The 26623-nt window shown below is 75.6% G+C and carries 22 protein-coding genes; 11 read left to right on the top strand and 11 right to left on the bottom strand.

Annotated features, from left to right (window positions below; all coding sequences use genetic code 11):
* The 5 genes from ABZ914_RS18695 to ABZ914_RS18675 form a co-directional block, all read right to left on the bottom strand.
* The coding region (locus ABZ914_RS18695; RefSeq protein WP_500194310.1) for a DUF5682 family protein at window positions 1-1421 on the bottom strand (1421 nt) is incomplete at its 3' end.
* The gene (locus ABZ914_RS18690; protein WP_190858912.1) at window positions 1421-2515 is read right to left on the bottom strand and encodes an AAA family ATPase; all 1095 of its coding nucleotides are present in this window, start codon (window positions 2513-2515) and stop codon (window positions 1421-1423) included. The genes ABZ914_RS18690 and ABZ914_RS18695, both read right to left, overlap by 1 nt.
* Window positions 2516-2530: 15 nt before the next feature.
* Window positions 2531-4747, bottom strand: coding sequence for a DUF4132 domain-containing protein (locus tag ABZ914_RS18685; protein ID WP_500194309.1), 2217 nt, complete (start codon window positions 4745-4747; stop codon window positions 2531-2533).
* Between the two features lie 110 nt (window positions 4748-4857).
* Entirely contained in the window at window positions 4858-5121 is a 264-nt protein-coding gene (locus ABZ914_RS18680) for a hypothetical protein (protein WP_500194307.1), read from the bottom strand.
* A complete protein-coding gene (locus ABZ914_RS18675) occupies window positions 5111-5647 on the bottom strand; it encodes an RNA polymerase sigma factor (protein WP_500194305.1) in 537 nt (178 codons plus the stop codon). The genes ABZ914_RS18680 and ABZ914_RS18675 overlap by 11 nt, the downstream gene beginning before the upstream one ends.
* A 249-nt stretch (window positions 5648-5896) precedes the next feature.
* On the opposite strand from ABZ914_RS18675, the gene ABZ914_RS18670 reads away from it, so the two are divergent.
* The 3 genes from ABZ914_RS18670 to ABZ914_RS18660 all read left to right on the top strand — a co-directional run bounded on the left by ABZ914_RS18670 (window position 5897) and on the right by ABZ914_RS18660 (window position 8920).
* A complete protein-coding gene (locus ABZ914_RS18670; protein WP_500194303.1) occupies window positions 5897-7102 on the top strand; it encodes a helix-turn-helix domain-containing protein in 1206 nt (401 codons plus the stop codon).
* Window positions 7103-7202: 100 nt separating this feature from the next.
* Window positions 7203-7457, top strand: coding sequence for a hypothetical protein (locus ABZ914_RS18665; protein ID WP_500194302.1), 255 nt, complete (start codon window positions 7203-7205; stop codon window positions 7455-7457).
* Window positions 7454-8920, top strand: a complete 1467-nt coding sequence (locus tag ABZ914_RS18660; RefSeq protein WP_500194300.1) for a cystathionine gamma-lyase — start codon at window positions 7454-7456, stop codon at window positions 8918-8920. The genes ABZ914_RS18665 and ABZ914_RS18660 overlap by 4 nt, the downstream gene beginning before the upstream one ends.
* On the opposite strand, the gene ABZ914_RS18655 is transcribed toward ABZ914_RS18660, so the two are convergent.
* The 4 genes from ABZ914_RS18655 to ABZ914_RS18640 all read right to left on the bottom strand — a co-directional run bounded on the left by ABZ914_RS18655 (window position 8885) and on the right by ABZ914_RS18640 (window position 17167).
* Window positions 8885-11083, bottom strand: a complete 2199-nt coding sequence (locus tag ABZ914_RS18655; RefSeq protein WP_500194298.1) for a DUF4132 domain-containing protein — start codon at window positions 11081-11083, stop codon at window positions 8885-8887. The two genes, ABZ914_RS18660 and ABZ914_RS18655, sit on opposite strands and share 36 nt — an antisense overlap.
* A gap of 11 nt (window positions 11084-11094) precedes the next feature.
* Window positions 11095-14466: a DUF4132 domain-containing protein gene (locus ABZ914_RS18650; RefSeq protein WP_500194297.1), complete on the bottom strand. Its 3372-nt coding sequence runs from the start codon at window positions 14464-14466 to the stop codon at window positions 11095-11097.
* A 56-nt stretch (window positions 14467-14522) separates the two neighbouring features.
* Complete coding sequence (locus tag ABZ914_RS18645) at window positions 14523-15911, bottom strand: FAD-dependent oxidoreductase (protein ID WP_500194295.1); 1389 nt, start codon at window positions 15909-15911, stop codon at window positions 14523-14525.
* A gap of 146 nt (window positions 15912-16057) precedes the next feature.
* Window positions 16058-17167 (bottom strand): amidohydrolase family protein, encoded by a 1110-nt coding sequence (locus ABZ914_RS18640; RefSeq protein WP_500194294.1) that lies wholly within the window; start codon window positions 17165-17167, stop codon window positions 16058-16060.
* Window positions 17168-17292: 125 nt separating this feature from the next.
* Between ABZ914_RS18640 and ABZ914_RS18635 the strand changes: the two genes are divergently transcribed.
* Window positions 17293-18705 (top strand): type I glutamate--ammonia ligase, encoded by a 1413-nt coding sequence (locus tag ABZ914_RS18635; protein WP_500194292.1) that lies wholly within the window; start codon window positions 17293-17295, stop codon window positions 18703-18705.
* On the opposite strand, the gene ABZ914_RS18630 is transcribed toward ABZ914_RS18635, so the two are convergent.
* On the bottom strand, window positions 18702-18887 hold the full coding sequence (locus ABZ914_RS18630; protein WP_500194291.1) for a hypothetical protein: 186 nt from the start codon (window positions 18885-18887) through the stop codon (window positions 18702-18704). The two genes, ABZ914_RS18635 and ABZ914_RS18630, sit on opposite strands and share 4 nt — an antisense overlap.
* Window positions 18888-18966: 79 nt before the next feature.
* Between ABZ914_RS18630 and ABZ914_RS18625 the strand changes: the two genes are divergently transcribed.
* The 3 genes from ABZ914_RS18625 to ABZ914_RS18615 all read left to right on the top strand — a co-directional run bounded on the left by ABZ914_RS18625 (window position 18967) and on the right by ABZ914_RS18615 (window position 21616).
* Window positions 18967-19500, top strand: coding sequence for a CGNR zinc finger domain-containing protein (locus ABZ914_RS18625; protein WP_500194289.1), 534 nt, complete (start codon window positions 18967-18969; stop codon window positions 19498-19500).
* A gap of 182 nt (window positions 19501-19682) precedes the next feature.
* The gene (locus ABZ914_RS18620; RefSeq protein ID WP_500194288.1) at window positions 19683-21023 is read left to right on the top strand and encodes an FUSC family protein; all 1341 of its coding nucleotides are present in this window, start codon (window positions 19683-19685) and stop codon (window positions 21021-21023) included.
* A gap of 35 nt (window positions 21024-21058) precedes the next feature.
* Window positions 21059-21616: an NADPH-dependent FMN reductase gene (locus ABZ914_RS18615; RefSeq protein ID WP_500194286.1), complete on the top strand. Its 558-nt coding sequence runs from the start codon at window positions 21059-21061 to the stop codon at window positions 21614-21616.
* Here ABZ914_RS18615 and ABZ914_RS18610 read toward each other — a convergent pair.
* Window positions 21551-22936: an MFS transporter gene (locus tag ABZ914_RS18610; RefSeq protein WP_500194284.1), complete on the bottom strand. Its 1386-nt coding sequence runs from the start codon at window positions 22934-22936 to the stop codon at window positions 21551-21553. The two genes, ABZ914_RS18615 and ABZ914_RS18610, sit on opposite strands and share 66 nt — an antisense overlap.
* A 60-nt stretch (window positions 22937-22996) precedes the next feature.
* Between ABZ914_RS18610 and ABZ914_RS18605 the strand changes: the two genes are divergently transcribed.
* The 4 genes from ABZ914_RS18605 to ABZ914_RS18590 all read left to right on the top strand — a co-directional run bounded on the left by ABZ914_RS18605 (window position 22997) and on the right by ABZ914_RS18590 (window position 26592).
* On the top strand, window positions 22997-23563 hold the full coding sequence (locus ABZ914_RS18605; protein ID WP_206700055.1) for a TetR family transcriptional regulator: 567 nt from the start codon (window positions 22997-22999) through the stop codon (window positions 23561-23563).
* Between the two features lie 81 nt (window positions 23564-23644).
* The gene (locus ABZ914_RS18600; RefSeq protein ID WP_500194282.1) at window positions 23645-24226 is read left to right on the top strand and encodes a TetR/AcrR family transcriptional regulator; all 582 of its coding nucleotides are present in this window, start codon (window positions 23645-23647) and stop codon (window positions 24224-24226) included.
* A 78-nt stretch (window positions 24227-24304) separates the two neighbouring features.
* Window positions 24305-25066 (top strand): MBL fold metallo-hydrolase, encoded by a 762-nt coding sequence (locus ABZ914_RS18595; protein ID WP_500194280.1) that lies wholly within the window; start codon window positions 24305-24307, stop codon window positions 25064-25066.
* A 167-nt stretch (window positions 25067-25233) separates the two neighbouring features.
* On the top strand, window positions 25234-26592 hold the full coding sequence (locus tag ABZ914_RS18590; protein WP_500194279.1) for a potassium channel family protein: 1359 nt from the start codon (window positions 25234-25236) through the stop codon (window positions 26590-26592).
* Window positions 26593-26623: the final 31 nt, after the last annotated feature.

The raw sequence follows: 26623 nt of genomic DNA, 5'->3' as shown, positions 1-26623 counted from the left end.
GTCCGCTCGTCCAGGGCGGCCGCCGCGGCGTCGCCGAGGGTCGGGCCGTAGGCGCCCGCCTCGATCAGCGCGGCGAGCCGGGCGCCGTCGGGGTCGGACGGGTCGAGTTGCCAGACCTCCTCCAGCTCCGGGTCGGCGCCGGTCGCCGGGCCCGATTCGCGGCGGGCGCCGGGGACGCCGAGGACGCGCAGCCGGTGCAGCGCGCGGCTGCGCTCCAGGCCCCGCGCGGTGGTCAGCTTCAGCGTGATCCGGCCGCCGGCGGCGAGGCCGAGCCGTTCCAGCTCGGCGGCGGCGTCGTGGACGAGCGGCGGCGCGGGCGTGTCGCGGTGCAGGCGGCCGACGCGGTTCCCGCTCAGCGCGGCCACCATCTCGGCGACGGCGGGGTGCGCGCCCGGCGCGAGGGGGCCGCGCGCCGTCCACGGCAGCCGCTGGTCGAGGTCCTCGCCGACCAGCGCGGACACCAGCCCGTCGAGCAGGTCGGTGCGGGCGGGCGAGCGGTGGCCGCGCAGCCGGGTGAGGCCCTCGGTGAGGGTCCGCGCGGCGATCAGGTCGGCGGTCGACACCACCTGCCTGCGCTCGCGCAGCCGCGTCACGACGGTCTCGGTCAGCGCGGCGGCGGCGCCGTCCGGGCCGTCCTCCCAGAGCCGCTGGTAGTACTCCGGCGACGGCATGCCGGACTGGTAGCCGGTGAACGCGTCGAGCCGCCGGAACGAGTACGGGACGAGGAAGCTACCGCCCGTCGCGCTCTCCTCCGGCGCGGGGACCTCCGGCCATCCGGTGCCGCCGCTGCGGGTGAGGGCTTCCAGCGCGGGCTTGTGGAACCCGCCGGTCACCACGACGACCGGCCGGTCCCCCGCGTCGGCCCGCGCCGCGCGGACCCACGCGGCCATGTACGACTCGCGCGCGGAGTCGTCGGGCCCCGGCTCCGCTTCGCCGCGCACCAGGTCGAAGTACGCGTCGAGGCGCGCGGGCAGGTCGTCGGCGTCGATCTCGAACAGGTGGTCCCACAGCACGTCGGTGTTGTCGACGGCGAACTCGCGGCACAGCCGCTCGGTGGCGTCGGCGTAGCGGCGCTCGGCGTCGGCGTACCGGTTGCCGCGCTCGGCGAACGCGGGATGCCACGCGGGCAGGTCGATGAACCGCAGCTCCGCACCGGCGGCCCGGCCCGCGTTGAGCGCCGCCCATTCCGGCGAGTAGTCGCAGAACGGCGACCACGACGCGTGCACCCGCTCGGCGTCCCGGTGGAAGCTGTAGATCGCGATCGGCGGCGCGTGGCCGAGGAGCAGCTCGTCCAGCCGCCCGTTGAAGTCGGCGGGGCCCTCGACGAGCACGTACGCGGGGCGCAGCCGCGCGATGGTGTCGCGGACGAGCCGCGCGCACGCCGGGCTGTGGTGCCGGACGCCGATGAACGTGACGGCCATCAGCCGGGCAGCCGGTGCCGGGCCGCGTGCAGCGCCTTCCACTGCTCCCCGTCGCGCCGGCCGGCGGCCTGCTCCAGGTAGCGGCGCAGCCGGGTCAGGTCGTCCGCGCTGTCCTTGGCGGCCGTCCCGGCGAGGCACTCGACGATGTCGGCGGCGCCGCCGGGCTCGCCGCGCAGGAACCAGCCCCGCACGCCGACCGCGTGCGCGACCGACACCGCCTCCGCCGTGCTCATCACGGCCGACAGCCGGTCCATCGGCCGGCCCTCCTCGGTGGTGGCGTTCCGCAGCTCCCGGAACGTGGTGACCAGCACCTCCAGGACGTCGCGGCGCGGCGCGACGCCGACGCCGCTGCGCTCCAGCAGCCGCGCCGCCTCCCGCTCGACCAGGTCCAGCTCGGTCGCGAAGTCGGCGATCGGGAACACCGTCTCGAAGTTGAACCGCCGCTTCAGCGCGGCGCTCATCTCGTTGACGCCGCGGTCGCGGGTGTTCGCGGTCGCGATGACGTTGAACCCCTCCCGCGCGAACACCATCGACTCCGGCCCGGACAGCTCCGGGATGGCGAGGACGCGGTCGGACAGCGGCGACAGCAGCGAGTCCTGCACCTCCAGCGGGCAGCGGGTGATCTCCTCGAACCGGACGACCCTCCCCTCGGCCATCCCGGTCAGCAGCGGCGCCGGCACCAGCGACCGCGTCGACGGCCCCTCCGACACCAGCAGCGCGTAGTTCCACGAGTACCTGATCTGGTCCTCGGTGGTCGCCGCGCCGCCCTGGATCGTCAGCGTGGACGTCCCGGACACCGCCGCCGCGATCAGCTCCGACAGCAGCGACTTCGCGGTGCCGGGCTCCCCGACCAGCATCAGCCCGCGGCTCGTGGCGAGGGTGACCAGCGCGCGGTCGATCAGCGCGGTGTCCCCGACGAACTTGCGGGTCACGCCGAGCGCGTCGTCGCCGACGATGAACCGGCGGGCCCCGGTCAGGCTCAGCGCCCAGCCGGGCGGGCGCGGCCCGTCGTCGTGCTCGCGGAGCCGTTCCAGCTCGTCGGCGAACCGCACCTCCGCGGGCGGTCTCTGGTGGTCGGCGGTCTCTTCAGGCATGGTGTCCGTTCCGGGTCAGGCGGCGGATTCGGTGAGGGCGGTCAGGTCGGCGAGGATCTCGGACGCGGTGACCGGGTCGAGCTCCCCGAAGCTCGGCGGGGCGTCGTTCGAGGCGCGTGTGCGGTACAGGGCCGGCTTCTCGCCGAGCCACACGTGTCTCAGGGTCTGGTGGTCGGCGGACGCGGTGACGTCCCCGGTGTAGATGCCGGGGTCCAGCTCGACGACGACGCATCGCCTGTGGGCCGCGAACCGGGTGATCCACCGCTCGACGCCGCCGTCCTGGGGGCGGCCACGGTCCCAGCCGCGGCGCGCGAGCGCGAGGACCGCCTCGTACGGCACCTTCAGGTTCTCGAAGCGCCGCAGCCGCCCGCTCTCGCGCTCCTCGGCGGTGAGCGCGTGGACGGGCCGTCCGAGCTGCGGGAACGGCTGCAGGATCGCGTAGTCGGCGAACACCTCGGCCCAGGCCGCGACGCCCGCGCCGCCGAGCCGCACCGGGTGCGCAATCTCGACGGCCGCGCCCTCGGGGAGGTCGAAGGCGTCGTCACCGGAATCGGCGAGCGTGCCGTCCTCGGCGATCCTGAAGGCCGCCGCACCGTCCCCGGTCGCGGCGTCCCCGATCGCGGCGATCCAGACCAGGCCGCTCGCGAACCGCCGGACGAGCGGATGGCCGGTCACGAACGCGCGGAACTCGGCGGACGTCCACCGGCGCCGCTCCACCATCGCCTTCTCGAAGCGGAGCAGGAGGCCGGCGGCCGCGTCGCGGACGTCCTTCTTCAGCTCCGCGAACGCCTCGTACGCGGCGGGCGCGAGGGCGGGGTCGTCCTTCGCGCCGGGCTTCGGCAGCGCCTTGCGGGGCGCGCCGTCCTGGTCGGTGACGACCGGCCTGAGCGCCTCGTCGAACCCGACGGTGAAGCGGCGCGGGCCGTAGTCGAGCGTCAGGGTGCCGGCTGCGTCCAGGCCGAAGCCGGGGACGAGCCGGTCGGCGAGCTGGTCGGGGGTGAGGCCGAGGCCGCGGGCGACCTCCCGGACCTTGCGGCTCGCGGCGTCCTGGACGCCCGCGAACCTCGACTTCCGCGCGATGCCGTCCAGCTGCGCCAGCGCGGCGCCGGTCCCGATCTCGGCGAGCACGTCGAGGCCGGTCAGCGCGTGGGCGTGCCGTCCCTCGCCCGGCCAGGCCCGGATGACGGGCGCCAGGCGCCGGGCGGTCCCGTCGTCGCCGCTCCAGCCGAGGCGGGCGAGCGCCCAGCCGTCCTGGGACGGCCCGCCGGCGTCCTGCCATCGGCGGAACAGCGCCCAGCCGAACTCCGCGAGCGACGCCGGGTCGCACGCCTCCTTCACCCTCGCCAGCCCGGAGGCGGGCGGCAGCGCGAGCAGCGCCAGGAGGTGGCGCGTCGCGTCGGCGGTGAGCGCGCTCCGGCCGCCGGCGAGCAGGACCCGCGGCAGCCCCTCGGGGTCCGCCCAGCCGCGCGGCTTCGGCGGCCGGGCGAGGCCCGTCTCCAGCGGGTCGGCGGCGAGCAGGCGGGCGACCGCCTCGGCGGCCGCGTCGCCGTGCGCGGCGCGTGCCGCGGCCACGACGGCCTCGCCACCGGACGGCTCGCCGCACTCCGCCAGATGCCGCAGCGCCCGCTCGGCGGACCGCCGCGCCGTCTTCGCGGTGCCGAGTGCGGCGGGGACGAGGTGGGCGACGGCGGCGGTCCCGTGCCGGCGGAACCACCAGCGGGCCTCGGAGTCGTCGCCGCGGCCGAGGAGCCCGCCCATCAGCACCGCCACCCTGGCGTCCAGGAACGGCGCCAGCAGCCCGCCCGACCTCGGCGACTTCTTCACGAGGTGCGCCGCCGGCGGGACCGCGTCCATCTCGTAGCGGGCGAGCAGCACCCGCATCCAGCGGAAGGCGTCGTGCCGTTCCGGCGGCTTCCAGCCGGCGAGGAGGGGACGCACGACGTCCTCGGGACCGTGCAGCATGGCGCCGACGGCGCCGTCACCGCCGTCCCGGACCATGCGGGCGAGCGTTTCCGCGCCGGCCTCCGGAGGTGCGGCGACCGCGCCCGGATCGCCGTCCCGCCACTCGTCCCGCTCACCGTCCCGCCAGGCGGTCCGCGGGTCCGGCGCCGCGAGGCCGGCGAGCACCGGCTGCTCGAACCCCTCCCAGGGCGGCACCGCGAGGATCCGCGGCAGCTCCGCGGCGGACGCCTCCGGAACGCGCGCCCCCGCCGCGCCCGCGCCGCCGCTCATCGCCCGGCCGCCGCGGCTCCGCGCCTGCGGGACCGCCGGCGCGCTCCCGCCGGGAGGTGATCTTCCATGCCGCCCAACGGTAGAGGAGCGCGCCGACAATCCACCGACGTTTAGTGACGTGCCCGGGAACGCCCCGAAACCTCCGTCAGCTCGCACACGCCGTCCTCGCACGTCCGCTCAAGGCGGCCCCTGGACAGGGCCTCGGCGAGCCCCATGAACCAGCAGGCCGGGCAGCCCCGCAGCGCCACCAGGCCGACCGGCGCCAGGACCAGCCCGGCGATCCCGATCAAGGGGACGAGCGCGACCGCGCCCGCGAGCGCACCGAACCCCACCGCGCCCCGCACCAGATGCCGTCCCAGCGGTTCACCCGACATGGCCGCCCTCCAGCGCCTCGTGGACCGCCGCCCGCGCCCGGTGCAGCCGCGACTTCATCGCGGGCACGCTCAGCCCGAGCGCGCCGGCGGTCATCCTTCCCGGGATCCCCTGCACGTCCCGCATGATCAGGACGCGCCGCTGGTCCGCGGGCAGCGCGGCGATCGCCGCCGCGACCCGCTCGGCCTCCAGCCGCCGCAGCACGTCGTCCTCCGCCGACGGCACCACGCCGTCCGGGACGTCCCGTACCCCGAGCACGGGCCGCGCCCGGCGCAGGCACTCGTTGCGGACGATCCGGAACATCCACGACGCCAGCGCGCCCGACGCCCGCAGCGTCCCGATCTTCCGGTACAGGATGATCAGCGCCTCCTGCGCGGCGTCCTCGGCGTCCTGCGGCGACGCGCACAACGCGTGCGCGAACCGCCGGACGTGCGGGTGCGACCCCGACACCAGCGCCGCGATCGACTCGGCGTCGCCCCGCTGCGCCGCGGCGACCAGCCGCTCCCCCGGCCAGGCCCGCTCAGCCACGCGCCCTCCTCCTGCGCCGCACGACGGTGGCGGTGCACACGCACACCAGCACCGCCGCACCCGCGACGGCCACTGCGACGATCATGATGACCTCCGTTCCGTGCCGGCCGGTCCACCGGCACGCCCATAGGAGGCCCCGACCCCCCGAAAGGATTCGCGCCGTCCCCGTTTCCGCACGGAAACCCCGCCCCGCCGCCACCCCCTATCCTGCGCGGTCCGGCGTACGTTGGATGATCGGGGTGGTCGACCATGACGGACGACGTGCGGCGCATCGGCGACAACATCCGCGCCGCCCGGCTGTACCGGGGCATGTCGCTCGAAGTGCTCGCCGGGCTCGTGGGACGCACCAAGGGATGGCTGTCCCGCGTGGAGAACGGGCACCTGCGGCTCGAACGGCGCAGCGACATCCGCGCCCTCGCCGAAGCCCTCCAGGTCTCCCCCTCCGACCTCATGGGCGAGCCGGCTCCGATCATCCGCCCGAAGGAGCGCGCGTACGGTGACGCGGTGCGGCTGCGGGAGGTCCTCCTCGACACGGCGCTGGACGATCCGCCGGACGTCCCCGCCCGGCCTCTCGGCGCGCTGACCGACCTGATCGAGGGGCGGATCCGGCGGCAGCGCCGCACGTCGGACTACCCCGGGCTCGGGGTGACGCTGCCGCCGGTGGTGGCGGAGCTGCACGTCCACGCGGCGGCGGGCGACGAGGCGGAGCGGGCGGCGGCACTGCGGCTGCTGGTGGAGACGTGCACCGCGGCGACGTTCATGCTGCGCAACCTCGGGCAGGTCGACCTGGCCTGGATCGCGGCGGACCGCGCCGGGCACGCCGCCCGCCTGCTCGACGATCCCGTCATGACCGCGGCGGCCGCCTTCGCCCGCGCGCACTCCCGTCCGGCCGCCGCGCTGTCGCGGCCGATGCGGGACGCGGCGCGGACCGCCGGACGGCTGGAGCCGCATCTCGGTGACGACCGCACCGCGCACGAGGTGTACGGCATGCTGCAGCTCTCGGCCGCCCTCGCATGCCAGGTGCAGGCCGACCACGCCGCCGCGGCGCGGCACGTCGAGGAGGCGGAGCGGACCGCCGCGCGGATCGGCGAGCAGCCCGAGTCGTCCCCCGGCGACGGCTGGCAGAGCTTCGGCGCGGCGAACGTCGGCGTCTGGCGCGCGATGCTCGCCGTGGAGGCCGCCGACCCGGAGACGGCGGTGGACGCCGCGTCCCGCGTCGACGTCGAGGCGCTCCCCTCCAGGACCCGCAGGGCCGCGCTCTTCATCGAGAAGGCGCGTGCCTTCGCGATGCTCGGCAAGCCGAGGGAGGCCGTCCGCGAGCTGCGCCAGGCCGAGAAGCACGCGCCGGTGAAGGTGTACAAGAACCCGCTGGTGCGCGACCTCGTCGCCGACCTCCACGACCGCGCCGTCAACCGCGACCTGCGCGGTTTGGCCTGGCGTATGAACCTCGCCTGAGCGTTGAGTCGCGGCGGGTTTCGGGGGCGAAACCGAGGGCGCGGAACCGTACTTAACGTGTTCGTCTCGTTACGGAATGCGAGACGGATGCGGAGGGTGCATGAGGCGGGGGTGTTGCGAGCCGCCGGTGCTCTACTCGTGGGACGTGCCGGAGGCGTCGGCGGGCGGGGTGTCGGACGACTGGGCGACCGTGGCGCGGCATGTGGACGCGGCGCTGCGCGGGGCGCCGGGCGGGGCGCGCGGCGTCGTCCGGCGGGTGCGGGTCAGCCTCATCGGGCGCGGCGCGTACATCGACCTCGGTGAGGTCGCGGAGGCGGCGCGGTTGAACGGCGGCGTCGTGTGGACGGCCCGGTGAACGCGCTGCGGTACCTCGACGCGCTGGCGGGCGAGCTGGCCGGGAAGGGGTGGACGGTCGCGCTGCGGCTCGGGGATCCACCGCTGCTGCGGTTGTCCCACCGGTCGGCGCCGCACGTCGGGGAGAGCGTCATGGTGGTGGTCGTGGACGGGACGCCGTGGTTCCGTGATTCGGTGGGACGGCTCGCGGGGCCGTGCTCGGACGTGCGGGCGGCCGGCGTCGTGGTGGCGCGGGCGGTCGGCCCGGGGCGTTTTCGTGCTGGTGGGAGGCGTGCGGGACGATGGTGGCGACGAAGAGGAGGACGTGTGACGCGTGAGCTTGGGGACGGGACGCTGGCGGTGGGTGCCGGGAGGCCGCCCGCGAAGAAGTACGCGCCGCCGTTGCCGGGGCCGGTCTTCGCGGCGCATTTCCATCTGCCGGGCGAGCCGGTCGGGCCTTACACGTACGGGCGCGACACCAATCCGACATGGACGCTGTTGGAAGCGGCGATCGGGGAACTGGAGGGCGGCGCCGACGTCGTTTCCTTCTCGTCGGGAATGGCGGCGATCGCGGCGGTGCTGCTGTCGCAGGTGCGGTCCGGTGACGTGGTCGTATTGCCGGACGACTGCTACCAGACGACGCGGGCGCTGAAGGAGCGGCTCGAATCGTACGGGGCGGTCGTGCGGATGGCGCCGACGGCGGGGGACGCGCAGATCGAACTGCTCGACGGCGCCCGGCTGGTGTGGCTGGAGACGCCGTCCAATCCGAATCTGGACGTGTGCGATATCGCGCGTCTGGTCGAGGCGGCGCACGAGGCGGGCGCGCTGGTCGCGGTCGACAACACCCTGGCGACGCCGCTCGGGCAGCGCCCGCTGGACCTCGGCGCGGACTTCTCGGTGGCCAGCGACACCAAGGCGCTGACCGGGCACGGGGACCTGCTGCTCGGGCACGTCGCGACGCGGGACGCGGCGCTGGCGGAGAGCGTGCGGCTGTGGCGCAAGACGGTCGGCGCCGTTCCGGGGCCGATGGAGGCGTGGCTAGCGCACCGTTCCCTGGCCACGCTGGAATTGCGCCTGGACCGCCAGGCCGTCAATGCGATGGCATTGGCGGAGGCGCTGCGGGAACGGCCGGAGGTCGCCGGGCTGCGGTATCCGGGATTGGCGGACGACCCGTCCCACGAGATCGCGGCGAGGCAGATGCGGCGGTTCGGCTGCGTCGTCTCGTTCGTGCTTCCGGACGAGGCGTTCGCGGAGCGTTTCCTCGGCGCGATGCGGCTCGTCAACCAGGCGACGAGTTTCGGGTCGGTGCACAGTTCCGCCGAGCGCAGGGGGCGCTGGGGCGGCGACGCCGTGGATCCGGGGTTCGTCCGGTTCTCTGTCGGCGTGGAGAACACCGGCGACCTCGTCGCCGACGTCCTCGCCGCCCTCGACGAGGCCGGGAAGGCCCCGTCAGCCGAGGCCCGCGAGGTCGGCGAGGATCTCTGACAGCAGGACCGGGTCGGCGGCGGCGAAGCCGTTCTCGGCGGGGAGCGCCGGGTCGTACTCGCCGGGCGCGGGTGCGATCCAGACGTGCTCCAGCCTCTGCTCGGGGTGCAGGTCGACGTAGCCGGCCACGATGCCGGGATCGAGCTGGACGACTACGTGGTGGGCGCCGGCGCGGCGGGAGATCCAGCGCTGGACGCCGCCGTCGAGGGCGGCGCCGCGCTCCCAGCCCGTCCGGGTCAGGCCGAGGATCTTCCCGTAGGGCACGCGCAGCCCCTCGAAGCGGGCGAGGCGGCCGTCGCGGCCCGCGCCCTCCGCGAGGGTGTGCACGGGCCGGGCGAGCTGCGGGAACGGCTGGACGATCTCGTAGTCGGCGAACACCTCCGCCCAGGCCGCCAGGGCGTCGCCGAGCAGCAGCGGGTGGGCGATCCGCACGTCCGCGGAGACCTCGAAGGCGTCGTCGCGGACGTCGGCGGGCGTGCGGTCCTCGGCGAGCCGGAACGCGGTGCCGCCGGACGTCCAGACCAGGCGGCGCGCGATGTGCCACATCAGCGGGTGCCGGACGAGGAACGCCGCGAACTCGGCGGGCGTCCAGGTGCGGCCCTCGACCATCGCGGTCTCCAGCCGGGCGATCTGGACGGACGCGACGGTGCGGACGTCCTTCTTCAGGGCCGTGAACCGCTGGTGGGCGGACGGGTCGTCGCCGGGGCCGGGCTTGGGGAGGGTCTTGCGGCGCTTGCCGTCCTCGCCGGTGACGTAGGGCCGGAGCAGCTCGTCGAAGCCGACGGTGAAGCGGCGCGGGCCGTGGTCGAGCGTCATCGTCCCGGCGTCGTCGAGGCCGAGGTCGGGGACCAGCCGGTCGGCGAGCTGCCCGTCGCTGAGCCCCTTGCGCGCGGCGACCTGGCGCAGCCTGGCCTGCGCCTGCCGCTGCAACCCCTTGTAGCGGCCGCTCCGCGCGATGCCGTCGAGGTGCAGCAGGGCGAGGTCGGTGCCGATCGCGGCGAGCACGTCGAGGCCCGCGGCGGCGCGGTCGTGCCCGGACTGGCCGGGCCACTCCTTGATCAGCGGGGTGAGGCGGCGGACGGTCTCGTCGTCGCCGAACCGGCCGAGCGCGGGCAGGACGAACGCGGACCGGCCCAGCGTCCCGGCGTCCCGCCACGCCTCGAAGAGCGCCCAGGCGAAGGCGGTGAGGGACGCCGGATCGCACAGCGCGGCGGTCTCCTCGGCGGCCTCGTGCGCGCCGGGGAACGCGTCCGGGCGCAGCGCCATCGCCCAGAGGTGGACGAGGTTGCGGGCGGCGCCGGGCGGCAGGCGGCGCCCGTCCCGCAGGACGGGCCGGGGCAGCGCCTCGGTGTCCAGCCAGCGGGGCAGGTCCGGCGGCTTCGGCCGCTTGTGGGCGGGTTCGGCCTGCGCCGGCGCGTCCGCGAGCAGCGCGGCGACGGCCTCCGCGGCCTCCTCGCCGTGCGCTCCGGCCGCGCCGACGACGTCACCCTCGATGAGGCGCAGGGCGTGGACGGCGTTGCGGCGCGGGCCGACGCGCTTGCCCAGCGCGTCCGGCACCAGGTACGGGACGGCGCCGAGCCCGTGCCGGGCGAACCACGTCCGGGACACCTTCTGCGCCGACTTGAGCCGGTAGAGCCAGTCGGCCATCAGCCGGGCGACGTCCGCGCCCAGGAACGGCAGGAGGACGGGCCCGGTCCCGAACGGGTTGGCCCGCGCCATCCGGACCGACACGTCCCACGCCGCCTCCTCGAAGCGCGCGACGATCGGCTTCAGCGAATGGTCGAAGTCCCAGGTCACCGGGGGCGGCTCCCAGGCGGCCAGCAGCGGGCGGGCGAGGTGCTCGGGCGCGCTCGCCAGGAACCCGGCCTGGCTCGGCAGGTACATCGACCCGTCGCGGACCTTCTCGGCCTCCCGCTCCCAGTCGCCGTCCGCCCACGGCCCGCCGTAGGGCCGCATCGCCGCCCACCGCTCGCGCTCGTCCGGCTCCCAGACGATGCGCCGGTCGCCCGGCGGTTCGAGGCCGGGCACGACCGTGTCCCCCGCCGCGCCGCCCGCCGCGGCCTTCGGCGCGGCGGGCTTGCGCAGCCACGGCGGGTCGACGAGGTCGGCGGGCAGCGCGTCGAGCGGCGCGTCCGGCACGGCGTTCAATGCGGCGTCGTTCACGGCGGTCCCTCTCAGCGGGCGTCGGCGGTGAGCGCGGTCAGATCGGCGATGACCTCGGACGCGGTGACCGGGTCGAGTTCGCCGAACGGCAGCGGGTTCCCGTGGTGCATCCACAGGTCGTCCTGGCGGCGGCACAGGCACACCTGCCGCAGCGTCTGGTCGCCCAGCGCGTCCGGTTCGCCGACGGGGATGCCCGGGTCGAGGTCGATGACGACGTGCCGGCCCGTCCCGGCGGGACGCGAGATCCAGCACTCGACGCCCGCGTCCTGCGGCGCGCCGCGCTCCCATCCGCGCTTGACGAGCCCGAGCAACCGGCCGGCCGGGACGGTGGCGCCCTCGAACCGGGCGAGGTGGCCGCTCTTGCGCTCCTCGTCGGTCAGCTCGTGCACGGGGCGTCCGAGCTGCGGGAACGGCTGCAGGATCTCGTAGTCGGCGAACACCTCCGCCCAGGCGGCCACCAGGTCGCCGGCCTGCATGTGGACCGGGTGCGCGACGCCGACCACGACCGTCTCCGGGAGGTTCAGGGCGGTGTCGTGCACGCCCGCGAACGTGCCGTCCTCGGCGACCCGGAACGTGATGCTCTTGTACTGGTCCATCTCGACGGCGATCCACACCAGCCGCCGGACGAGGTGCCGGAACAGCGGATGCCCGGCGAGCAGGTCCCGGAACTCGGTGAGGGACCACCGGCGGTTCCGCACCATCGCCGTCTCCAGGCGGGCGATCAGGTCGGCGGCGACGGTCCGGACGTCCTTCTTCAGCGTGGAGAACGTCTTGTACGCGGCGGGCGCGAGCTCGGGGTCGTCCTTGGCGCCGGGCTTGGGCAGGGCCTTGCGGCGCTTGCCGTCCTCGTCGGCGACGGAGGGCCTGAGCTGCTCGTCGAACCCGACGACGAACCGGCGCGGACCGTAGTCGAGCGTCATCGTCCCTGCGTCGTCGAGGCCGAAGTCGGGGACGAGCCGGTCGGCGAGCTGCTCGGCGGTCAGCTCCAGCCCGGCCGCCACCTCCGCGATCTTGTCCTGGGCGCGCGTCCGGAGCCCCTTGAACCTCACCTTCTGCGCGATCGAGTGCAGGTGCATCAGCGCGACGTCGGTGCCGATCTCGGCGAGGACGTCCAGGCCGGTCACCGCCTTGGTGTGGCCGCCCTCGCCGGGCCAGGCCCGGATCACGGGGGTGAGGCGGCGGACGGTGCCGTCGTCGCCGAGCAGGCCGAGCTGCGCCAGCGCCCAGCCGTCCTTGGACGGGGCGCCGTTGGCCTCCCAGCGCCGGAACAGCGCCCATCCGAACTCGGCCAGCGACGCCGGGTCGCACAGCTCGCGGACGGCGCCGACCCCGGCGTAGACCTCGCCGGGCTTCGACATCGCCAGCATCGTCAGCACGTGCGGGACCGCCGTCTCCGGAAGCGCGCGCTCGCGGTCGCGGAGGAGGATCTGCGGCAGCATCCGGACGTCAGCCCAGTCGCCCACCGCGGGGATCTTCGCGGGCAGGATCTCCAGCGGATCGACGGCGAGCAGCGCCTCGATCGCGTCGGCGGCCTCGTCGCCGTGCGCGCGCGCCGCGTCCACGACGCCGCCGGCGCCGTGGTGGGACGCGACGAACCGCAGCGCGGCCTCGGCCGCCCGCCGCTCCGCGCCCGCCTTGCCGAGCGCGGGCGGCACCAGCGCCGGGACGGCCGCGAGGCCGTGCCGGACGAACCAGGCGCGCGCCGTGCGGCCCGCCTGCTTGAGCCGGACGAGCCAGTCCGCCATCAGCCGGGCCGTCTCGTCGCTCACGTACGGCATCAGGATCACGCCGACGCCCGCGGGATCGCGCCGCGCCGCGGCCACGGCGGCGTCGAGCGCGTCCAGTTCGAACCGGGCGACGACGACGCGCATCCACTCGTCCACGTACCAGGGCTCGGGCGGGTCCCAGTCGGCCAGCAGCGGCCGGACCAGTTCCTCGGGCCCCTCGACGAACAGCATCGGCTGCATGTGGTCGAGCAGCTCGCCCCTCCGGAACTTCGCGACCTGCGTCGACCAGTCCAGCCGCTCCACCCACCGCCAGTAGTGGTGCAGGTCGACCTTCCACTCCTCCCGCTCCCCCGGCTGCCACGCGATCGCGCGGATGCCCGGCGCGGGCAGGTCCTTGAGGACGACCGGCTTGGACTTCGCGCGCGGGCGGTTCCACGGCGGGTCCACGAGCAGCGGCGGCAGCGACGCGGGATCGGCCTCCGGGACGCGCGCTCCCGCGTCCAACGCCGCCCGGACCGCCGCCCGGGACGCCTCGGGGAGGGCGGGGAGCAGCTCGCTCGCGAGCGCCGCCTCGGCGCGCACGTGCACCGTCAGCAGGTCGGACGCCGCCGGGCGGTCGGACGCGGCGGCGAGGAGCCGCAGCGCCCGCGCCGGGAACCGCCGCGCCGCCGCCAGGACCGCGGCCTCGGCGTACTTGCGGTCGAGCCGGTCCAGCAGCGCCTGGAACGCGGCGTCCACCGGCAGCACGGCGAGCGCGTCGAGCAGGGTCCGCGACGTGTCGCCGTCGAGGTAGGGGTCGTCGAGCGCGCCGGCCAGCAGGTCCACGACCCCGTCCGGGCCGATCCCGTCCACGAGGCTGGTGATGACGGCGGCGCTCCGGCTCTGGAAGTCGAGGCCCAGCCCGAGCGCGTCGAACTCCGCGCGGTCCGCCACCGCGCACTGGAGCAGCCACCGCTCGGCCGGGTGGACCGCGGCCGCCGTCGCCTGCGGGTCGGCGAGCAGGTCGGCGAACCAGGCCCGCCGGTCGGGCATCAGGTAGGAGGCGACGGCCTTCTGCACGAGGGTGCCGCGATGGCGCGCCATGCCCTCCGCGGCCTCGCCGTACACCTCGTCGTCCGCGGCGGCGAGCAGGCCGCGCAGCCGCCGGGCGCCGTCCTCCTGCGCCCACCCTCCGGACCAGTTCTCCTCGGGGCGGCGCTCGCGCACCCCTTCCCACCGCCGCTCCCCGCGGACGACGTCGAAGGGCGCCCAGAGTCCGGCGCGGGCGACGTAGGCGCACGCGGCGAAGACCACGCCGTGCTCCTCGGCCCACGCGTCGATGAACGGGTCCCGCCGCGTGTACATGACCTGCCCGAGCGGCGCGGCGACGAGGGCCACGGCCGCGGCGCCGAGCGGGTCGGGCCCGCCGCGCAGGTACGCGCGCCCGGCCTCGGCCACCGCGGGCGGCGTGCCCGGCAGCGCGAGCACCGCCTCCACGTCCGGCCGGAACTCCTTCAGCATCGCCCTGGCCGTCTCGGCGCCCTTCCGGTCGGCGGGCACCGCCGGCCAGGCGTGCGGCCGGTCGCGGCGGGGGTGCAGCCTGCGCAGCCACGCGTCGGGCATCACCAGGGTGTTCTCGTCGGGGCGGGCCTCGGCCGCGGCGTCCGTCGTGCTCATGACGGCACCGTAGGGGAGATCACCGACAAACCGGCACCGGAACGATCAAGCCGGCGTCACGGGAAGCGGCGCATGTCCTCCTCGACGCGCTCGGCGGCCTTGCGGGCGGCGATGAGGACGGGATCCCAGACGGGCGAGAACGGCGGCGCGTAGCCGAGGTCCAGACCGGTCATCTCCTCGACGGTCATCCCGTGCCACAGCGCGATGGCCAGGCCGTCGACCCGCTTGGCGGCGTTCTCCTCGCCGACGATCTGCCCGCCGAGCAGCCGCCCGGACCGGCGCTCGGCGATCAGCTTGGTCTTCATGGAGGTGGCGCCCGGGTGGTAGCCGGCGCGCGTCGTGGACTCGACCACGACGCTCAGCGCGTCGAACCCGGCGGCGGCCGCCTCGCGCTCGTTCAGGCCGGTCCGCGCGACCTCGACGTGGCAGATCTTGGAGACGGCGGTGCCGACCACGCCGGGGAACGTGGCGTAGCCGCCGCCGAGGTTGATCCCCGCGACGCGGCCCTGCTTGTTGGCGTGCGTGCCGAGCGCGATCGCGACCGGCAGGCCGGAGACGAGGTGGCGGGTCTCGACGCAGTCGCCCGCCGCCCACACCCGCTCGGTCCGGGTCCGCATCCGCCGGTCGGTGACGATCCCGCCGGTCGGGCCCGTCTCGATCCCGGCGGCGCGGGCGAGGTCGCTGCCGGGCCGGACGCCGAGCCCGAGGATCACCAGGTCGGCGGGGAGCGTGCGGCCCCCGGCGCGGACCGCCGACACCCGCCCGTCCGGGCCGGTGTCGAAGCCCTCGACCCGGTCGCCGAGGTGCAGGTCGACGCCGATGCCGCGGATCGCGTCCGCGACGAGCGCGCCCATGTCGGGGTCGAGCGTGCTCATGGGCTGCTCGGCGCCGTCCACGATCGCCACGTCGAGGCCGCGCGTCACCATCGCCTCGGCCATCTCCAGGCCGATGTAGCCGCCGCCCACGACGACGGCGCGGCGCGGCTTCTCGCGCTCCAGCACGCGGCGGATGCCGATCCCGTCGTCGAGGACCTGGACGCCGTGCACGCCCTCGGCGTCGGCGCCGGGCAGCCTCGGGCGGGTCGGCACCGCGCCCGTCGCGATCATGAGCTGGTCGTAGGGCTCCCAGGTCTCGCCGCCGCCGTCCACGTCGCGGACGCGCACCCGCCCGCGCTCCGGGTCGATCTCCGTCGCCTCCGTGCACAGGCGCAGGTCGATGCCCCGGTCGCGGAACTCGGCGGGCGTCCGGGCGATCAGCGCGTCCGCGTCGTCGACCACGCCGCCGACGTAGTACGGGATGCCGCACGCCGAGTACGACGCGAAATGCCCGCGCTCGACGACCGTGATGTCCAGCTCGCCGGGCCCGCGCCGCCTGCGCGCCTGCGACGCGGCGCTCATCCCGGCCGCGTCGCCCCCGATGACGAGCAGCCGCTCGCGTCCTGCCATGGGCACCTCCCGAAGATCGCTCCCCGAGCGTATCCGCGGCGCCCCGCCGGCCGGACGCGGCACCGATCGGACACGGCGCTGATCGGACACGGCGCTGATCGGACACGGCGCTGATCAAACACGGCACCGGTGCGACACGGCGCCGGTCAGAGGCGGTAGACGCGGCGGGCGTTGCCGGAGGCGACGAGCCCCGCGACCCGCTCGGCGTCGGCGGACGTCCAGGCGCCGTCCTCGACGCCGCCCGCGAGGAGCCCCGCGAGGCCGCGCCGGAACAGCAGCGCGCCCAGGTGGTACAGCTCGGCCAGGCCGAACGCGTCGGAGGAGTACAGCACCTTCCCGAACGGGGCGAGCTCCAGCAGCTCAGCGATCAGCGCGGGCGCCCGGTGCCCGAGGTTGTGCGTGGCGAGCCCCGCGTCCACGTACACGTTCGGGAGCACCTGCGCGAGGTACCCGGCCTGCCGGTGGAACGGGTAGTTGTGCAGCAGCAGCGCGGGGGCGCCCGCCGCGTCCATGGCCCGCAGCAGCGAGATGAGCAGCAGCGGGTCGCCGCGGCGCAGGTCAGTGTCGACGTCCCCGTACCCGACGTGGAACTGCACGGGCAGCCCGAGGTCGACCGCGCACCAGATGAGGAAGCGGTGCAGGATCTCGTCGCAGACCCGCATCTCCTCCTGGCGCAGCAGGATCCCGGCCGCGCCGGTGACCTCCGCGTCCGACGGCCGCACCCCCGACAGCTCCAGCCCGGCGCGGTACGCGGCGATCGACTTGGCGCCCGCCGCGTCCGGCGCGCGGGCGGCGAGCCGGGCGCGGACCTCGTCGGCGAACCGGTGGGGGTCCACGCCGTCCGACAGGACCTGCTCGGCGACCGTCTCCAGCCGGACGATCTCGTGCGCCCGCGCCCCGGCCAGGCGCCCGAGGGCGGGCGGGTCCAGCAGGGCGCGCGGCGTGTAGCCGGTGTCCACGCACAGGGCCTCCAGCCCGGCGGCGGCGAGGAACCGGCGGTTCACCTCGGCCGCGCCCAGCTCGGCGCGGCGGGCGAGGTAGGCGTCCGGCTCCGCGTGCGCGTCCAGGTCCAGGACGGGCGCGCACCAGCGCCGCAGCGCGAACCCGACCTGCGTGTCGAACATGCTCGTCCCGGGCGGCCCGCCCGACCCGGCCTCGGTGAGCAGCGCCTCGAACGCCGGGCGGTCGAGGTCGTCCTCGTACACGCCGTGGCAGTGGTGGTCGATCAGCGGCAGCGACTCCAGGTATTCGAGCACCCTCCCTACGTCCCCGGAAACGCGGCGGCGTCCCTGAAATCGCGGGGCGTTCTTCCTACGATGCCTCTGCGGGCACCCGCCCTGCGGGAAGGCCCGCGTCCGCCGCCATGACCGGGAGCCGCACCGTGGAACAGACCTTCGACACCGTCCTCGACGGGCACGAGCGCGCCCGGCGGGGCGCGCGGGCGGCCGAGGCCGCCCGGCGGCTGGCCGGGGAGGACATCGCCGCCGTCGCGCTGACCTGGGTGGACGTCAGCGGGATCACGCGCACCAAGACCGTCCCGGTCGGGCGGCTGGAGCACGCGGCGACCTGGGGCGTCGGGATGTCGCCGGTGTTCGACGTGTTCCTGCTGGACGACTCGATCGTGTCCGGCCGGTACGCCGGCGGCCCGGTCGGCGACCTGCGGCTGCACCCCGACCTGGACCGGCTCGTCCCGCTGGCGGCGTTGCCGGGCTGGGCGCACGCCCCCGCCGACCGGTACGCGCAGGACGGCGCCGCCCACCCGCTCGACGCGCGGGCGCTGCTGCGCCGCGAGACCGACCGGCTCGCCGCCGGCGGCTGGGCGGCCCGGGCGGCGTTCGAGATCGAATGGGCGGTGTCGGCCACCCCGGACGAGTTCACGCCCGCCTGCCACGGCCCCGCGTACGGGATGACCCGCGTCAGCGAGCTGGCCGGCTACCTGCGGGCGCTGCTCATCGCGCTGGACCGGACGGGCGTCTCGGTCGAGCAGCTGCACCCCGAGTACGCCGCCGGGCAGTACGAGGTGTCGGTGGCGGCCGAGGACCCGGTCGGCGCCGCCGACACCGCCGTCCTGGTCCGGGAGACGATCCGGGCGGTGACGCTGGAGCACGGCATGCACGCCTCGTTCTCCCCGAAGGTCGTGGCGGGCTCCGTCGGCAACGGCGCGCACGTCCACCTGAGCCTCTGGCGGGAGGACACCGGGGACGGCCCGGCGAACGCGATGGCGGGCGGTGCGGGCCCTTGCGGGATGACGGACGCGGGCCAGGCGTTCGCGGCGGGGATCCTGGACCGGCTGCCCGCGCTGCTGGCGATCGGGGCGCCGGCGGCGGCGAGCTACCTGCGGCTCGTCCCGTCGCACTGGGCGGGGGCGTTCGCGTGCTGGGGGCTGGAGAACCGGGAGGCGGCGCTCCGGTTCGTCACCGGCGCGGAGGGCGAGCGCGACCATGCGGCGAACCTGGAGATCAAGTGCTTCGACGGGGCCGCGAACCCCTATCTCGCGCTCGCGGCGCTGCTGGCGGCCGGGCGGGCCGGGCTGGACGCGGGGCTGACGCTGCCGGACCCGGTCGAGGTCGACCCGGCCGGGCTCTCCGACGAGGAGCGCGCCGCGCGCGGGGTCCGGCCGCTGCCGGTCTCGCTGGCGGAGGCGGTGGCGGTGTTCGAGCAGGACGCGATCCTGCGGGACGCGCTGGGCGAGGCGGTGACCGACACGGTCGCGGCCGTCCGGCGGGGCGAGGTCGCGCTGTTCGACGGCGCGGCGCCGGAGGAGATCGCGGCCGCGACCCGCTGGCGGCACTAGCGGCCGGGCTCGGGCGGGTCGGCGGTGCCGGCGACGGCGCCGGGCGCGAACGGCTGGACGCGCACCTCCAGCTCGCCGCAGGCGCAGCGGGTGTAGCTCACCACCCCCTCGGAGGTGAGGTGCCGGGACAGCACCTCGTAGACCTCGGAGCGGGGCCAGCCACAGCGCGGACAGTCCTCCACGGCGCGTCCTCAGGGAAGCTTGTAAGGGTTAAAATCAGGATGCCATTTACAGGATGGCATGGGAGCGGGAGCCGGGGCAATGCGGATAACCGGGTACAAGAGCCACGGGGTGGCGGCGGCCGTCGCCCTGGTCAACGCCGTGACCAGCGCCGACGGCGACGACTCCGTGGACGCGCTGCGCGAGGTGCTGCGCGTGAACGGGTTCTTCTGGCACGAGTTCGACCCGGCCGACGCCGGGGAGTTCCGCCGGTGGGGGCGGACGCTGCGCCGGTTCTTCGACGCCGCCGACCTCGACGAGGCGATGCGGCTGCTGAACGGGCTGATGCTGGAGCTGCCGCTGCACCCGCACCTCGCCGAGCACGACCCGCACGGCGTGCACATGCACTACGCGCCGCCCTCGTCCCGGCTGCCGGACCGGTTCCGCGCGACGACGCTGATGCACCTCGCGGAGCTGGTCGTCGAGCACGGCATCGACCGGACGGGCGTCTGCGACGCCGAGGGCTGCGACCGCGTGTACGCCGACACGTCGCGGGCGGGGCGGCGCCGGTTCTGCTCGGAGTCGTGCGCGAACCGGACGAACGTCGCGGCGTTCCGCGCCCGCCGCCGAGGCTGATCGCGGCGCGGCGCCGGCGGTCGAGGCGGCCGGCGCCGGAGCGCTTCGTCACGCCCGATCGCGGGTTTGCCGGGACTTTGCCCTGCACCGGGAAGGAAGCGGATCGGCGTCCTCTTGAGTATCGAGTGCCCGAAAGGGCATGCCGACCCACGTACCGCTGATCCCTACCCACGTGTGCACAGATGCCTTTCGTTTTCCGCCGTCCCGGCTTCCTCGACCGCCCCGGTCTCCGCGACCGGTCCGGCCGCGCCGTCCGCTCGCCGATCCAGGTGGCGACCGAAGCCCCGTCGTCGGTGTACCGGATCGCGCGGTTGACGCTCACCGCCGTCGCCGCGTTCCTGATCGCCCAATTCGTGCTGCCGAGCACCGGCCAGCCGCCGCTGCTCGCGCCGCTGACCGCGCTGCTGGTCGTCCAGCACTCCGTCTACGAGACGATCAAGCACAGCCTGCTGCGGGTGGGCGCGGTCACCTCCGGGGTGATGATCGCCGTCCTGTTCGCCCACGGGGTGGGGTTCTCCTGGTGGAGCCTCGGCCTGTCGATCCTCGCGGCGCTGGTCATCGGGCAGGTGCTGCGGCTCGGCGACCAGTTGCTCGAGGTGCCGATCAGCGCGATGCTGATCTTCGCGCTGGGCGCGTCCAACTGGCCCGGCGCGACCGACCGGATCCTGGAGACGCTGGTCGGCGCCGCCACCGGGCTGGTCGCCACGTTCCTGGTGCCCTCGGTGCGGGTGCGGCCCGCGGAGGAGGCCGTCCAGGACGTCGCCGAGCAGCTCCGCGAGCTGATCCAGGACATCGCCGACGGGCTGCAGGGCGACCGCACCGAGGGCGAGGCGGCCCGGTGGCAGGAGGAGGCGGAGCGGTTCGCCCGCGACATCGGCCGCACCGACCAGGACCTGCGGGACGCGGAGGAGAGCGTCCGGCTCAACCCCCGCACCCAGGCGCGGCGGCTGGTGGACGCGGGCGTCGCGCTGCGCAACGCCGTCGAGACGATGGAGCACTTCACGCTGTCGCTGCGCGGGCTGACCCGGTCGCTGGCCGACGACGAGCGGCTCGGCCCGCGCGGCCGGCTGCTCACCGATCCGACGCTGCGCCGCCAGCTCGGCGACGCGCTGGCGGGGATCGCCGCGAGCGTCGCCGCCTACGGCCGGCTGGCCCGCTCGGACCTGGCCACCGACGCCCGGCCGTACCTGGCGGAGAACGAGCTGGAGGTGCGGGTGGACATCGCCCGCGAGCGGCGCTCCCGGCTCACCCGCAGCCTGCACGAGCGGGCCGCGGCGGGCGACCTGTGGCCGCTGTACGGCGAGGTGTCCATGGACATCGACCGGCTGATCGAGAACCTGCGCGTCGAGCACCGCGCCCGCGCCCGGGAGCACTGGCGGCGGCACCGGGGCGCGACCCGGCACCTGCCGGAGCGGCCGGTCCGGGTCGTCCAGCAGGCGGGGCACCAGCTGCGCCGCGCCGCCGCGTCCGCCGCCGCCGCGGCCGAGCGGACCGCCCGCGACTCCGACGACTTCTACCGCTGAACGCGACGGGGCGCGGGTCCGGCTAGTTTGGGATCATGGCGACGTTCCGGGTGCTGATGATCTGCGGGAGCCTGCGCAAGGGCTCGACGAACGAGGCGGCGCTGCGCACCGCCCTGGCCGTGGCCCCGCCCGCGCTGGACGGCACGATCTACACCGGAATGGGCGATCTCCCGCACTTCAACCCCGACGACGACCGGGAGCCGCTGCACCCGGCCGTGGCGGGCCTGCGCGCCGCGATCGGCGCGGCGGACGCCCTGCTGCTGTGCACGCCCGAGTACGCGGGCGCGCTGCCCGGCTCGTTCAAGAACCTGCTGGACTGGACGATCGGCGGCGGCGAGATGTACGGCAGGCCGGTCGCGTGGATGAACGTCGCGTCGCCCGCCGCCCCGGCCGGGGGCGAGGACGCGCACGCGTCGCTGCGCAAGGTGCTCGGCTACGCGAGCGCCGAGATCGTCGAGGCCGCCTGCGCCCGCGTCCCGGTCACGCGCCCGGACGTGGGCGCGGACGGCCTCGTCCACGCCGACGCCCTACGCGACCAGATCGCCGGAGCGCTCGGCGCGCTCGCCGCCCACCTCGCCGCCCCGCGCGCGTAGGCGGAGCGCCAGCCGCAGCGCGGGCAGGGCGCCGAGGACGGCGATGCACGCCGCGGTGACGAGCATCGCGCCCAGCCCGCCCAGCCGGTACGGGACGCCGAGCACGGCGACGCCCGCGGCGATCCCGGCCTGCTTGGCGGCGCTGGTGATGCCGCCCGCGACGCCCGCGCGTCCGGGCGGCGCCGCCGCGAGCGCGACCTGGCTGGAGACCAGGTTCCCGATCCCGCCGAGGCCGCCCACGACGAACCCGGGCACCAGCGCCGGCCACGAGCGGGCCGGGTAGGCGGCCAGGAGCAGCAGCGAGGACACCGCGATCAGCAGCGGGCCGAGCGCGACGAGGACGGCCGGCGGGAACCGGTGCGAGACGCGGGCGAGCAGCAGCGGCGTCGCGAGGGCGGGGAGGCTGTAGGTGAGGAACCACGTCCCGGCCCGCGCCGGCGAGGTGCTCATCTCGCCCTGCGCGTAGAGCGAGAAGTAGCCGAGGGCGGCGGCTCCGGCCGCGTGGTAGGCGAACGCGGCCGCCGCGTTGGCCGCGTAGAGCCGGTCGCGCAGCAGCGACAGGTCGATCATCGGCTCGGGGACGCGGCGCACCGCGAGCACGGCGGCCCCCACGGCGGCCGCCGCCAGCGGGAGCAGCACGCCGGGGGCGGCCCAGCCGAGGCGGGGCGCCTCGATCAGCGCCCACATCGGGCCGCCGAGCGCGATGGTGAGGCAGGCCGCCGCCACCGCGTCGAACGGGCGGGGCCGGGGGTCGCGGGACTCGCGGACGGCCGGCAGGGCGACGGCGAGCGCCGCCAGCCCGACCGGCACGTTCAGCAGGAAGATCGCCCGCCAGCCGAACAGCCCGGTGAGGACGCCGCCGGCGAGCGGGCCGGTGGCGATCGCGGCGCCGGACGCGGCGGCGAACACGCCGAGCGCCCGGTTGCGGGCGCGGCCCGCCGGGTAGGCGGCGGCCAGCAGCGGCGTCGCCGTCCCGTACAGCACGGCCGCGCCGCAGCCCTGGACGGCCCGCAGCGCGGCCAGCGCGCCCGCGGTCGGCGCGAGCGCGCAGGCCAGGGACGCGGCCGTGAACGCGGCGAGGCCGGCCAGGAACGTCCGGCGGCGCCCGAGCCGGTCCGCCAGCGCCCCGGCGGGCAGCAGCAGGACGGCGAGCGCGATGGCGTAGGCGTCGATGGCCCACTGCACCCCGCTGAGCCCCGCGTCCAGGCGCCGCCGCAGGTCGGGCAGCGCGACGTTGACCCCGACGAGGTCGAGGACGAGCAGGTAGCCGGCCGCCGAGGCGACGGCCGTGGTCCACGCCGGACGGTGCGCGACGCGCATGGCGCCTCCTTAATATACAGCGTAGATATACGGCGTATATTAAGGGCTAGACTGCGATCCGTGAAGACCCCGGCCCAGCGCGGGCGCGGCACCCGCGGCCTCACCAGGGACGAGGTGCTCGACGCGACCGTCGACCTCGCCGAGGAGCGCGGCCTCGACGCGGTGAGCATGCGCGCCGTCGCCGACCGGCTCGGCGTGACCCCGATGGCCCTGTACCGCTACGTCGGCGACAAGCAGGGGCTGCTGGACGGGCTCGTCGAGCGCCTGCTGCGCGACATGCCGGACGACGACCCGGCGCTCCCCTGGCGGGACCGGCTGCGCGCGTTCGGGTCCGGCATCCGCGCGATCGCGCGCCGGCACCCCGACCTGTTCATGCTGCTGCTCACCCGCCCGACCGTCACCGAGGAGTCGCGCCGCCCGCGCAACGCGATCCAGGCGATGCTGCGCGACGCCGGGGTGCCGGAGGACGTCGTCCGCCCGCTGCAGCGGCTGCTCGACACGGTCGGCATGGGACTGGCCGCCTCGGAGGCGAACGGCCGGTTCACCGGCGACCCCGAGGGCGTCGAAGAGGTGTACGACCTGGCGGAGGAGATCTTCATCGCCGCCATCGAGCGGTACGCCTCGTAAACCGCTCCGAACTCTCGGGCGCTCCTAAAATAGGGCGACCGGTCTATTGAATCGTTAGACCGGTCGGTCTAGAGTGGCGGCATGGCACCACGGGGCGAGACGAGAGAACGGGTCCTGCGGACGGCGGCGGAGCTGTTCCAGCGGCAGGGCTACCACGGCACCGGGCTGAACCAGGTGCTGGCCGAGAGCCGCGCGCCGAAGGGATCGCTGTACTTCCACTTCCCGGAGGGCAAGGAGCAGCTGGCGTCGGAGTCGGTGGCGCTGGCGGGCCGGGAGGTCGGCGACTCCCTCGCGGAGGCGGTCCTCGCCGCCGGGGACGCGCGGTCCGGCCTGGCGGCGATGGGCGGGTACTTCGCCCGCAACCTCCTCGACTCGGACTTCGCGAAGGGGTGCCCGGTCGCGACCGTGGCCCTGGACTCCGCCGCGGAGAGCGAGCCGATCCGCGCGGCGTGCGACACCGTCTACGGGGAGTGGCGGCAGGGCATCGCGCTGGCGCTGCGCGGCTGGGGCGTCCCCGACGACCGCGCCGAGCCGCTCGCCGCGACGGTCCTGTCCTCGCTGCAGGGCGCCATCATGCTCGCCCGCGTCCAGAAGGACACGACCGTCATCGACACGGTCACCGCCCACCTCGCCGACCTCGTCGAGCAGACCACCACTCGCTGACCCGCGGCGAGCCGCCGCGGGTCAGCGCATACAGGGAGGCGTTTCGTCATGCGCGTGCATCATCTTGACTGTGCCCGGATGCGGGAGATCGAGCCCGCCGACGGGCCGGACAGCCCGCTGAGACCCGCCCACGGCGTCAGCCACGTCCTCGTCGTGGAGACGGACGCGTCCGGGCTCGTCCTGGTCGACGCGGGCATCGGCACCGGCGACATCGCGGACCCGTCCGGGCGGCTGCTGGACGACTGGGTGGAGATGACCCGGCCGGCGCTCGACCCCGCGACGACGGCCGCGGCGCAGATCGAGGCGCTCGGCCTGTCCCCCTCGGACGTCCGGCACATCGTGGTGACGCACCTGCACCGCGACCACGCGGGCGGGCTGAGCGACTTCCCCGACGCGGCGGTGCACCTGTTCGAGGCGGAGCGGGCGGACGGCGGCAAGACCCCGGCGCAGCTCGCGCACGGCCCGAAGTGGGTGACCTACGACAGCGGGCCCGGCGAGCACTGGAACGGGTTCGACGGCGTGCGGCCGCTCGACGGCGTCGCCGAGGACGTCCTGCTGATCCCGTTGCACGGGCACACGCCCGGCCACGCCGGGGTCGCGGTGCGGGACGGGGACCGCTGGCTGCTGCACGCGGGCGACGCGTACATGTACCACGGCGAGGTCGACCGGCCCGACCCCGTCGGGCATCCGCTGATGGACCTCGTCCAGGCGAGCGGAGAGGTCGACCGGGAGCAGCGGCTCGCCGGTGTGGCGCGGCTGCGCGAACTGGTCCTCGACCCCGGCAGCGGCGTCGAGGTGTTCTCGGCGCACGACCCCTGGGAGTTCGCCCGCTACCGGTGAACCAACCGGGGCGCCGCGCCCGAGCCGGCGCCCACCGGCCCCCGACCAGCCGTCGTTCCTCACCGCAGTGCGATCGCGAGGGTGTCCGGGACTGTCATCACGAGACGTCCCGGGCGCCCTCGTCGGCATGCCCGGCCGGGACATCGGCTTCGAGTGAGCGGAGGAACGTGAGCCGTCAACAGCGCGTGCTCGTGGTAGGGGACACCGAGATAGCCCGCCGCACCTGCGGCGCACTGACACGGCAGGGGACGCGCGCCCTCCACCTGCCCCAGCCCGACGACCAGCGGCTCCAGAGCGCGCTGACCGACGACGTGGACGCGGTGGCGCTGCTGGTGCGCGGCGACGTGATCGCGCTGCGGTACGCGCTGCTGGCCGAGTACCTGCGGCCCGGGATCCGCCTGGTGGTCCTGCTGTTCGACCGCACCATCGCCGACCAGCTGCTGACGACCATGCCCAACTGCCAGATCACCTCCCCCGCCGACATCGCGGTGCCGGCCATCATCGGCGCCTGCATGGGCGACCCCGTCCTCGCCGTCGACACCGCGTCCTCCCCGCCCCGCGTCATCAGCGGCACGCCCGACGGGCTCGCCACCCGGGACTGGCGCCCGCGGCACCGCGTCCGCAACCTCGCCAGGACGCTCGCGGGACAGATCCGCCCGCACGACCGCACGAGCCGCCTCCTGCTGACCGGGCTCGGCGGGCTGGCCTTCACCCTGCTGGTGGAATGGCTGCTGGCGACCCTCGCGCTGCACGCCGAACCGCTCACCGCCTTCTACACGGCGACCCGGATCGTCGCCACGGTCGGGCCGGGCGAGACCGGGCACGCGCCCGGCTGGTACCTCGCCGCGGCCAGCGTCAACATGCTGCTCGGCGTCGTCTACACCGCGCTGTTCACCGCCGGGATCGTCAACCGCTTCCTGTCGGCGCGGAGCATCGACATCGTCGGCCCGCGGATCCGCCCGAGCCGGGACCACGTCGTGGTGGTGGGACTCGGGCAGGTCAGCCTGCGCCTGTGCATGGCGCTCAGGAAGCTGGGCATCCCGGTGATCGCCGTGGAGCGCGACCCGCGGGCCGCCAACCTCCGGCTCGCCAGGTCCGCCGGCATCCCCGTCCTGATCGCCCACGCGCAGGACCGCGAGGTGCTCGCCGGGCTCGGCCTCGAACGGGCCCGCGCGCTCGCCGCGATGGGCGCCGACGACCTCGACAACGTCGAGGTCGCCATCGCGGCCCTGGCCATCGCCCCGCGCCTGCACGTCGTCCTGCGCGCGGGCGACAGCGCCGTGATCAGCGAGACGAGGTCGCTGTTCTCCATCGGGGAGGTCTGCGACATCACCGCCCTGAGCGTCCACGCCGTCGTCCACGGGCTGAACGGGCACTCCCCCCGCTTCGTCCACCCCTACCGCGGCGGCATCGTCGCCCATCCCCCCGCCCCGGCGGACGCGGACGCGCCGGCGCCCGGCGCGCCGCCTTCCGAAGCGGCGGACGCGACGCTCGTCTCCTCGTCGTCCGTCCGGTGCGGCTGCTGAGCCGCCCGCCCGCTACGGGTGGTTGAGGCGG

This window comes from Spirillospora sp. NPDC046719, from assembly GCF_040645715.1.
Lineage (GTDB): Bacteria > Actinomycetota > Actinomycetes > Streptosporangiales > Streptosporangiaceae > Spirillospora.
Note: the sequence above shows the minus strand (reverse complement) of the source record. Positions and strands in the feature narration are given on the sequence as shown.

What these genes read in the sequence shown, in the direction of transcription:
- ABZ914_RS18600 (WP_500194282.1), top strand. Translation starts at nt 23,645, where the DNA reads ATGGCACCACGGGGCGAGACGAGAGAACGGGTCCTGCGGACGGCGGCG.
- ABZ914_RS18595 (WP_500194280.1), top strand. Translation starts at nt 24,305, where the DNA reads ATGCGGGAGATCGAGCCCGCCGACGGGCCGGACAGCCCGCTGAGACCC.
- ABZ914_RS18645 (WP_500194295.1), bottom strand. Translation starts at nt 15,911, where the DNA reads ATGGCAGGACGCGAGCGGCTGCTCGTCATCGGGGGCGACGCGGCCGGG.
- ABZ914_RS18665 (WP_500194302.1), top strand. Translation starts at nt 7,203, where the DNA reads ATGAGGCGGGGGTGTTGCGAGCCGCCGGTGCTCTACTCGTGGGACGTG.
- ABZ914_RS18620 (WP_500194288.1), top strand. Translation starts at nt 19,683, where the DNA reads ATGCCTTTCGTTTTCCGCCGTCCCGGCTTCCTCGACCGCCCCGGTCTC.
- ABZ914_RS18680 (WP_500194307.1), bottom strand. Translation starts at nt 5,121, where the DNA reads ATGTCGGGTGAACCGCTGGGACGGCATCTGGTGCGGGGCGCGGTGGGG.
- ABZ914_RS18685 (WP_500194309.1), bottom strand. Translation starts at nt 4,747, where the DNA reads ATGAGCGGCGGCGCGGGCGCGGCGGGGGCGCGCGTTCCGGAGGCGTCC.
- ABZ914_RS18650 (WP_500194297.1), bottom strand. Translation starts at nt 14,466, where the DNA reads ATGAGCACGACGGACGCCGCGGCCGAGGCCCGCCCCGACGAGAACACC.
- ABZ914_RS18670 (WP_500194303.1), top strand. Translation starts at nt 5,897, where the DNA reads ATGACGGACGACGTGCGGCGCATCGGCGACAACATCCGCGCCGCCCGG.
- ABZ914_RS18625 (WP_500194289.1), top strand. Translation starts at nt 18,967, where the DNA reads ATGCGGATAACCGGGTACAAGAGCCACGGGGTGGCGGCGGCCGTCGCC.
- ABZ914_RS18615 (WP_500194286.1), top strand. Translation starts at nt 21,059, where the DNA reads ATGGCGACGTTCCGGGTGCTGATGATCTGCGGGAGCCTGCGCAAGGGC.
- ABZ914_RS18690 (WP_190858912.1), bottom strand. Translation starts at nt 2,515, where the DNA reads ATGCCTGAAGAGACCGCCGACCACCAGAGACCGCCCGCGGAGGTGCGG.
- ABZ914_RS18610 (WP_500194284.1), bottom strand. Translation starts at nt 22,936, where the DNA reads ATGCGCGTCGCGCACCGTCCGGCGTGGACCACGGCCGTCGCCTCGGCG.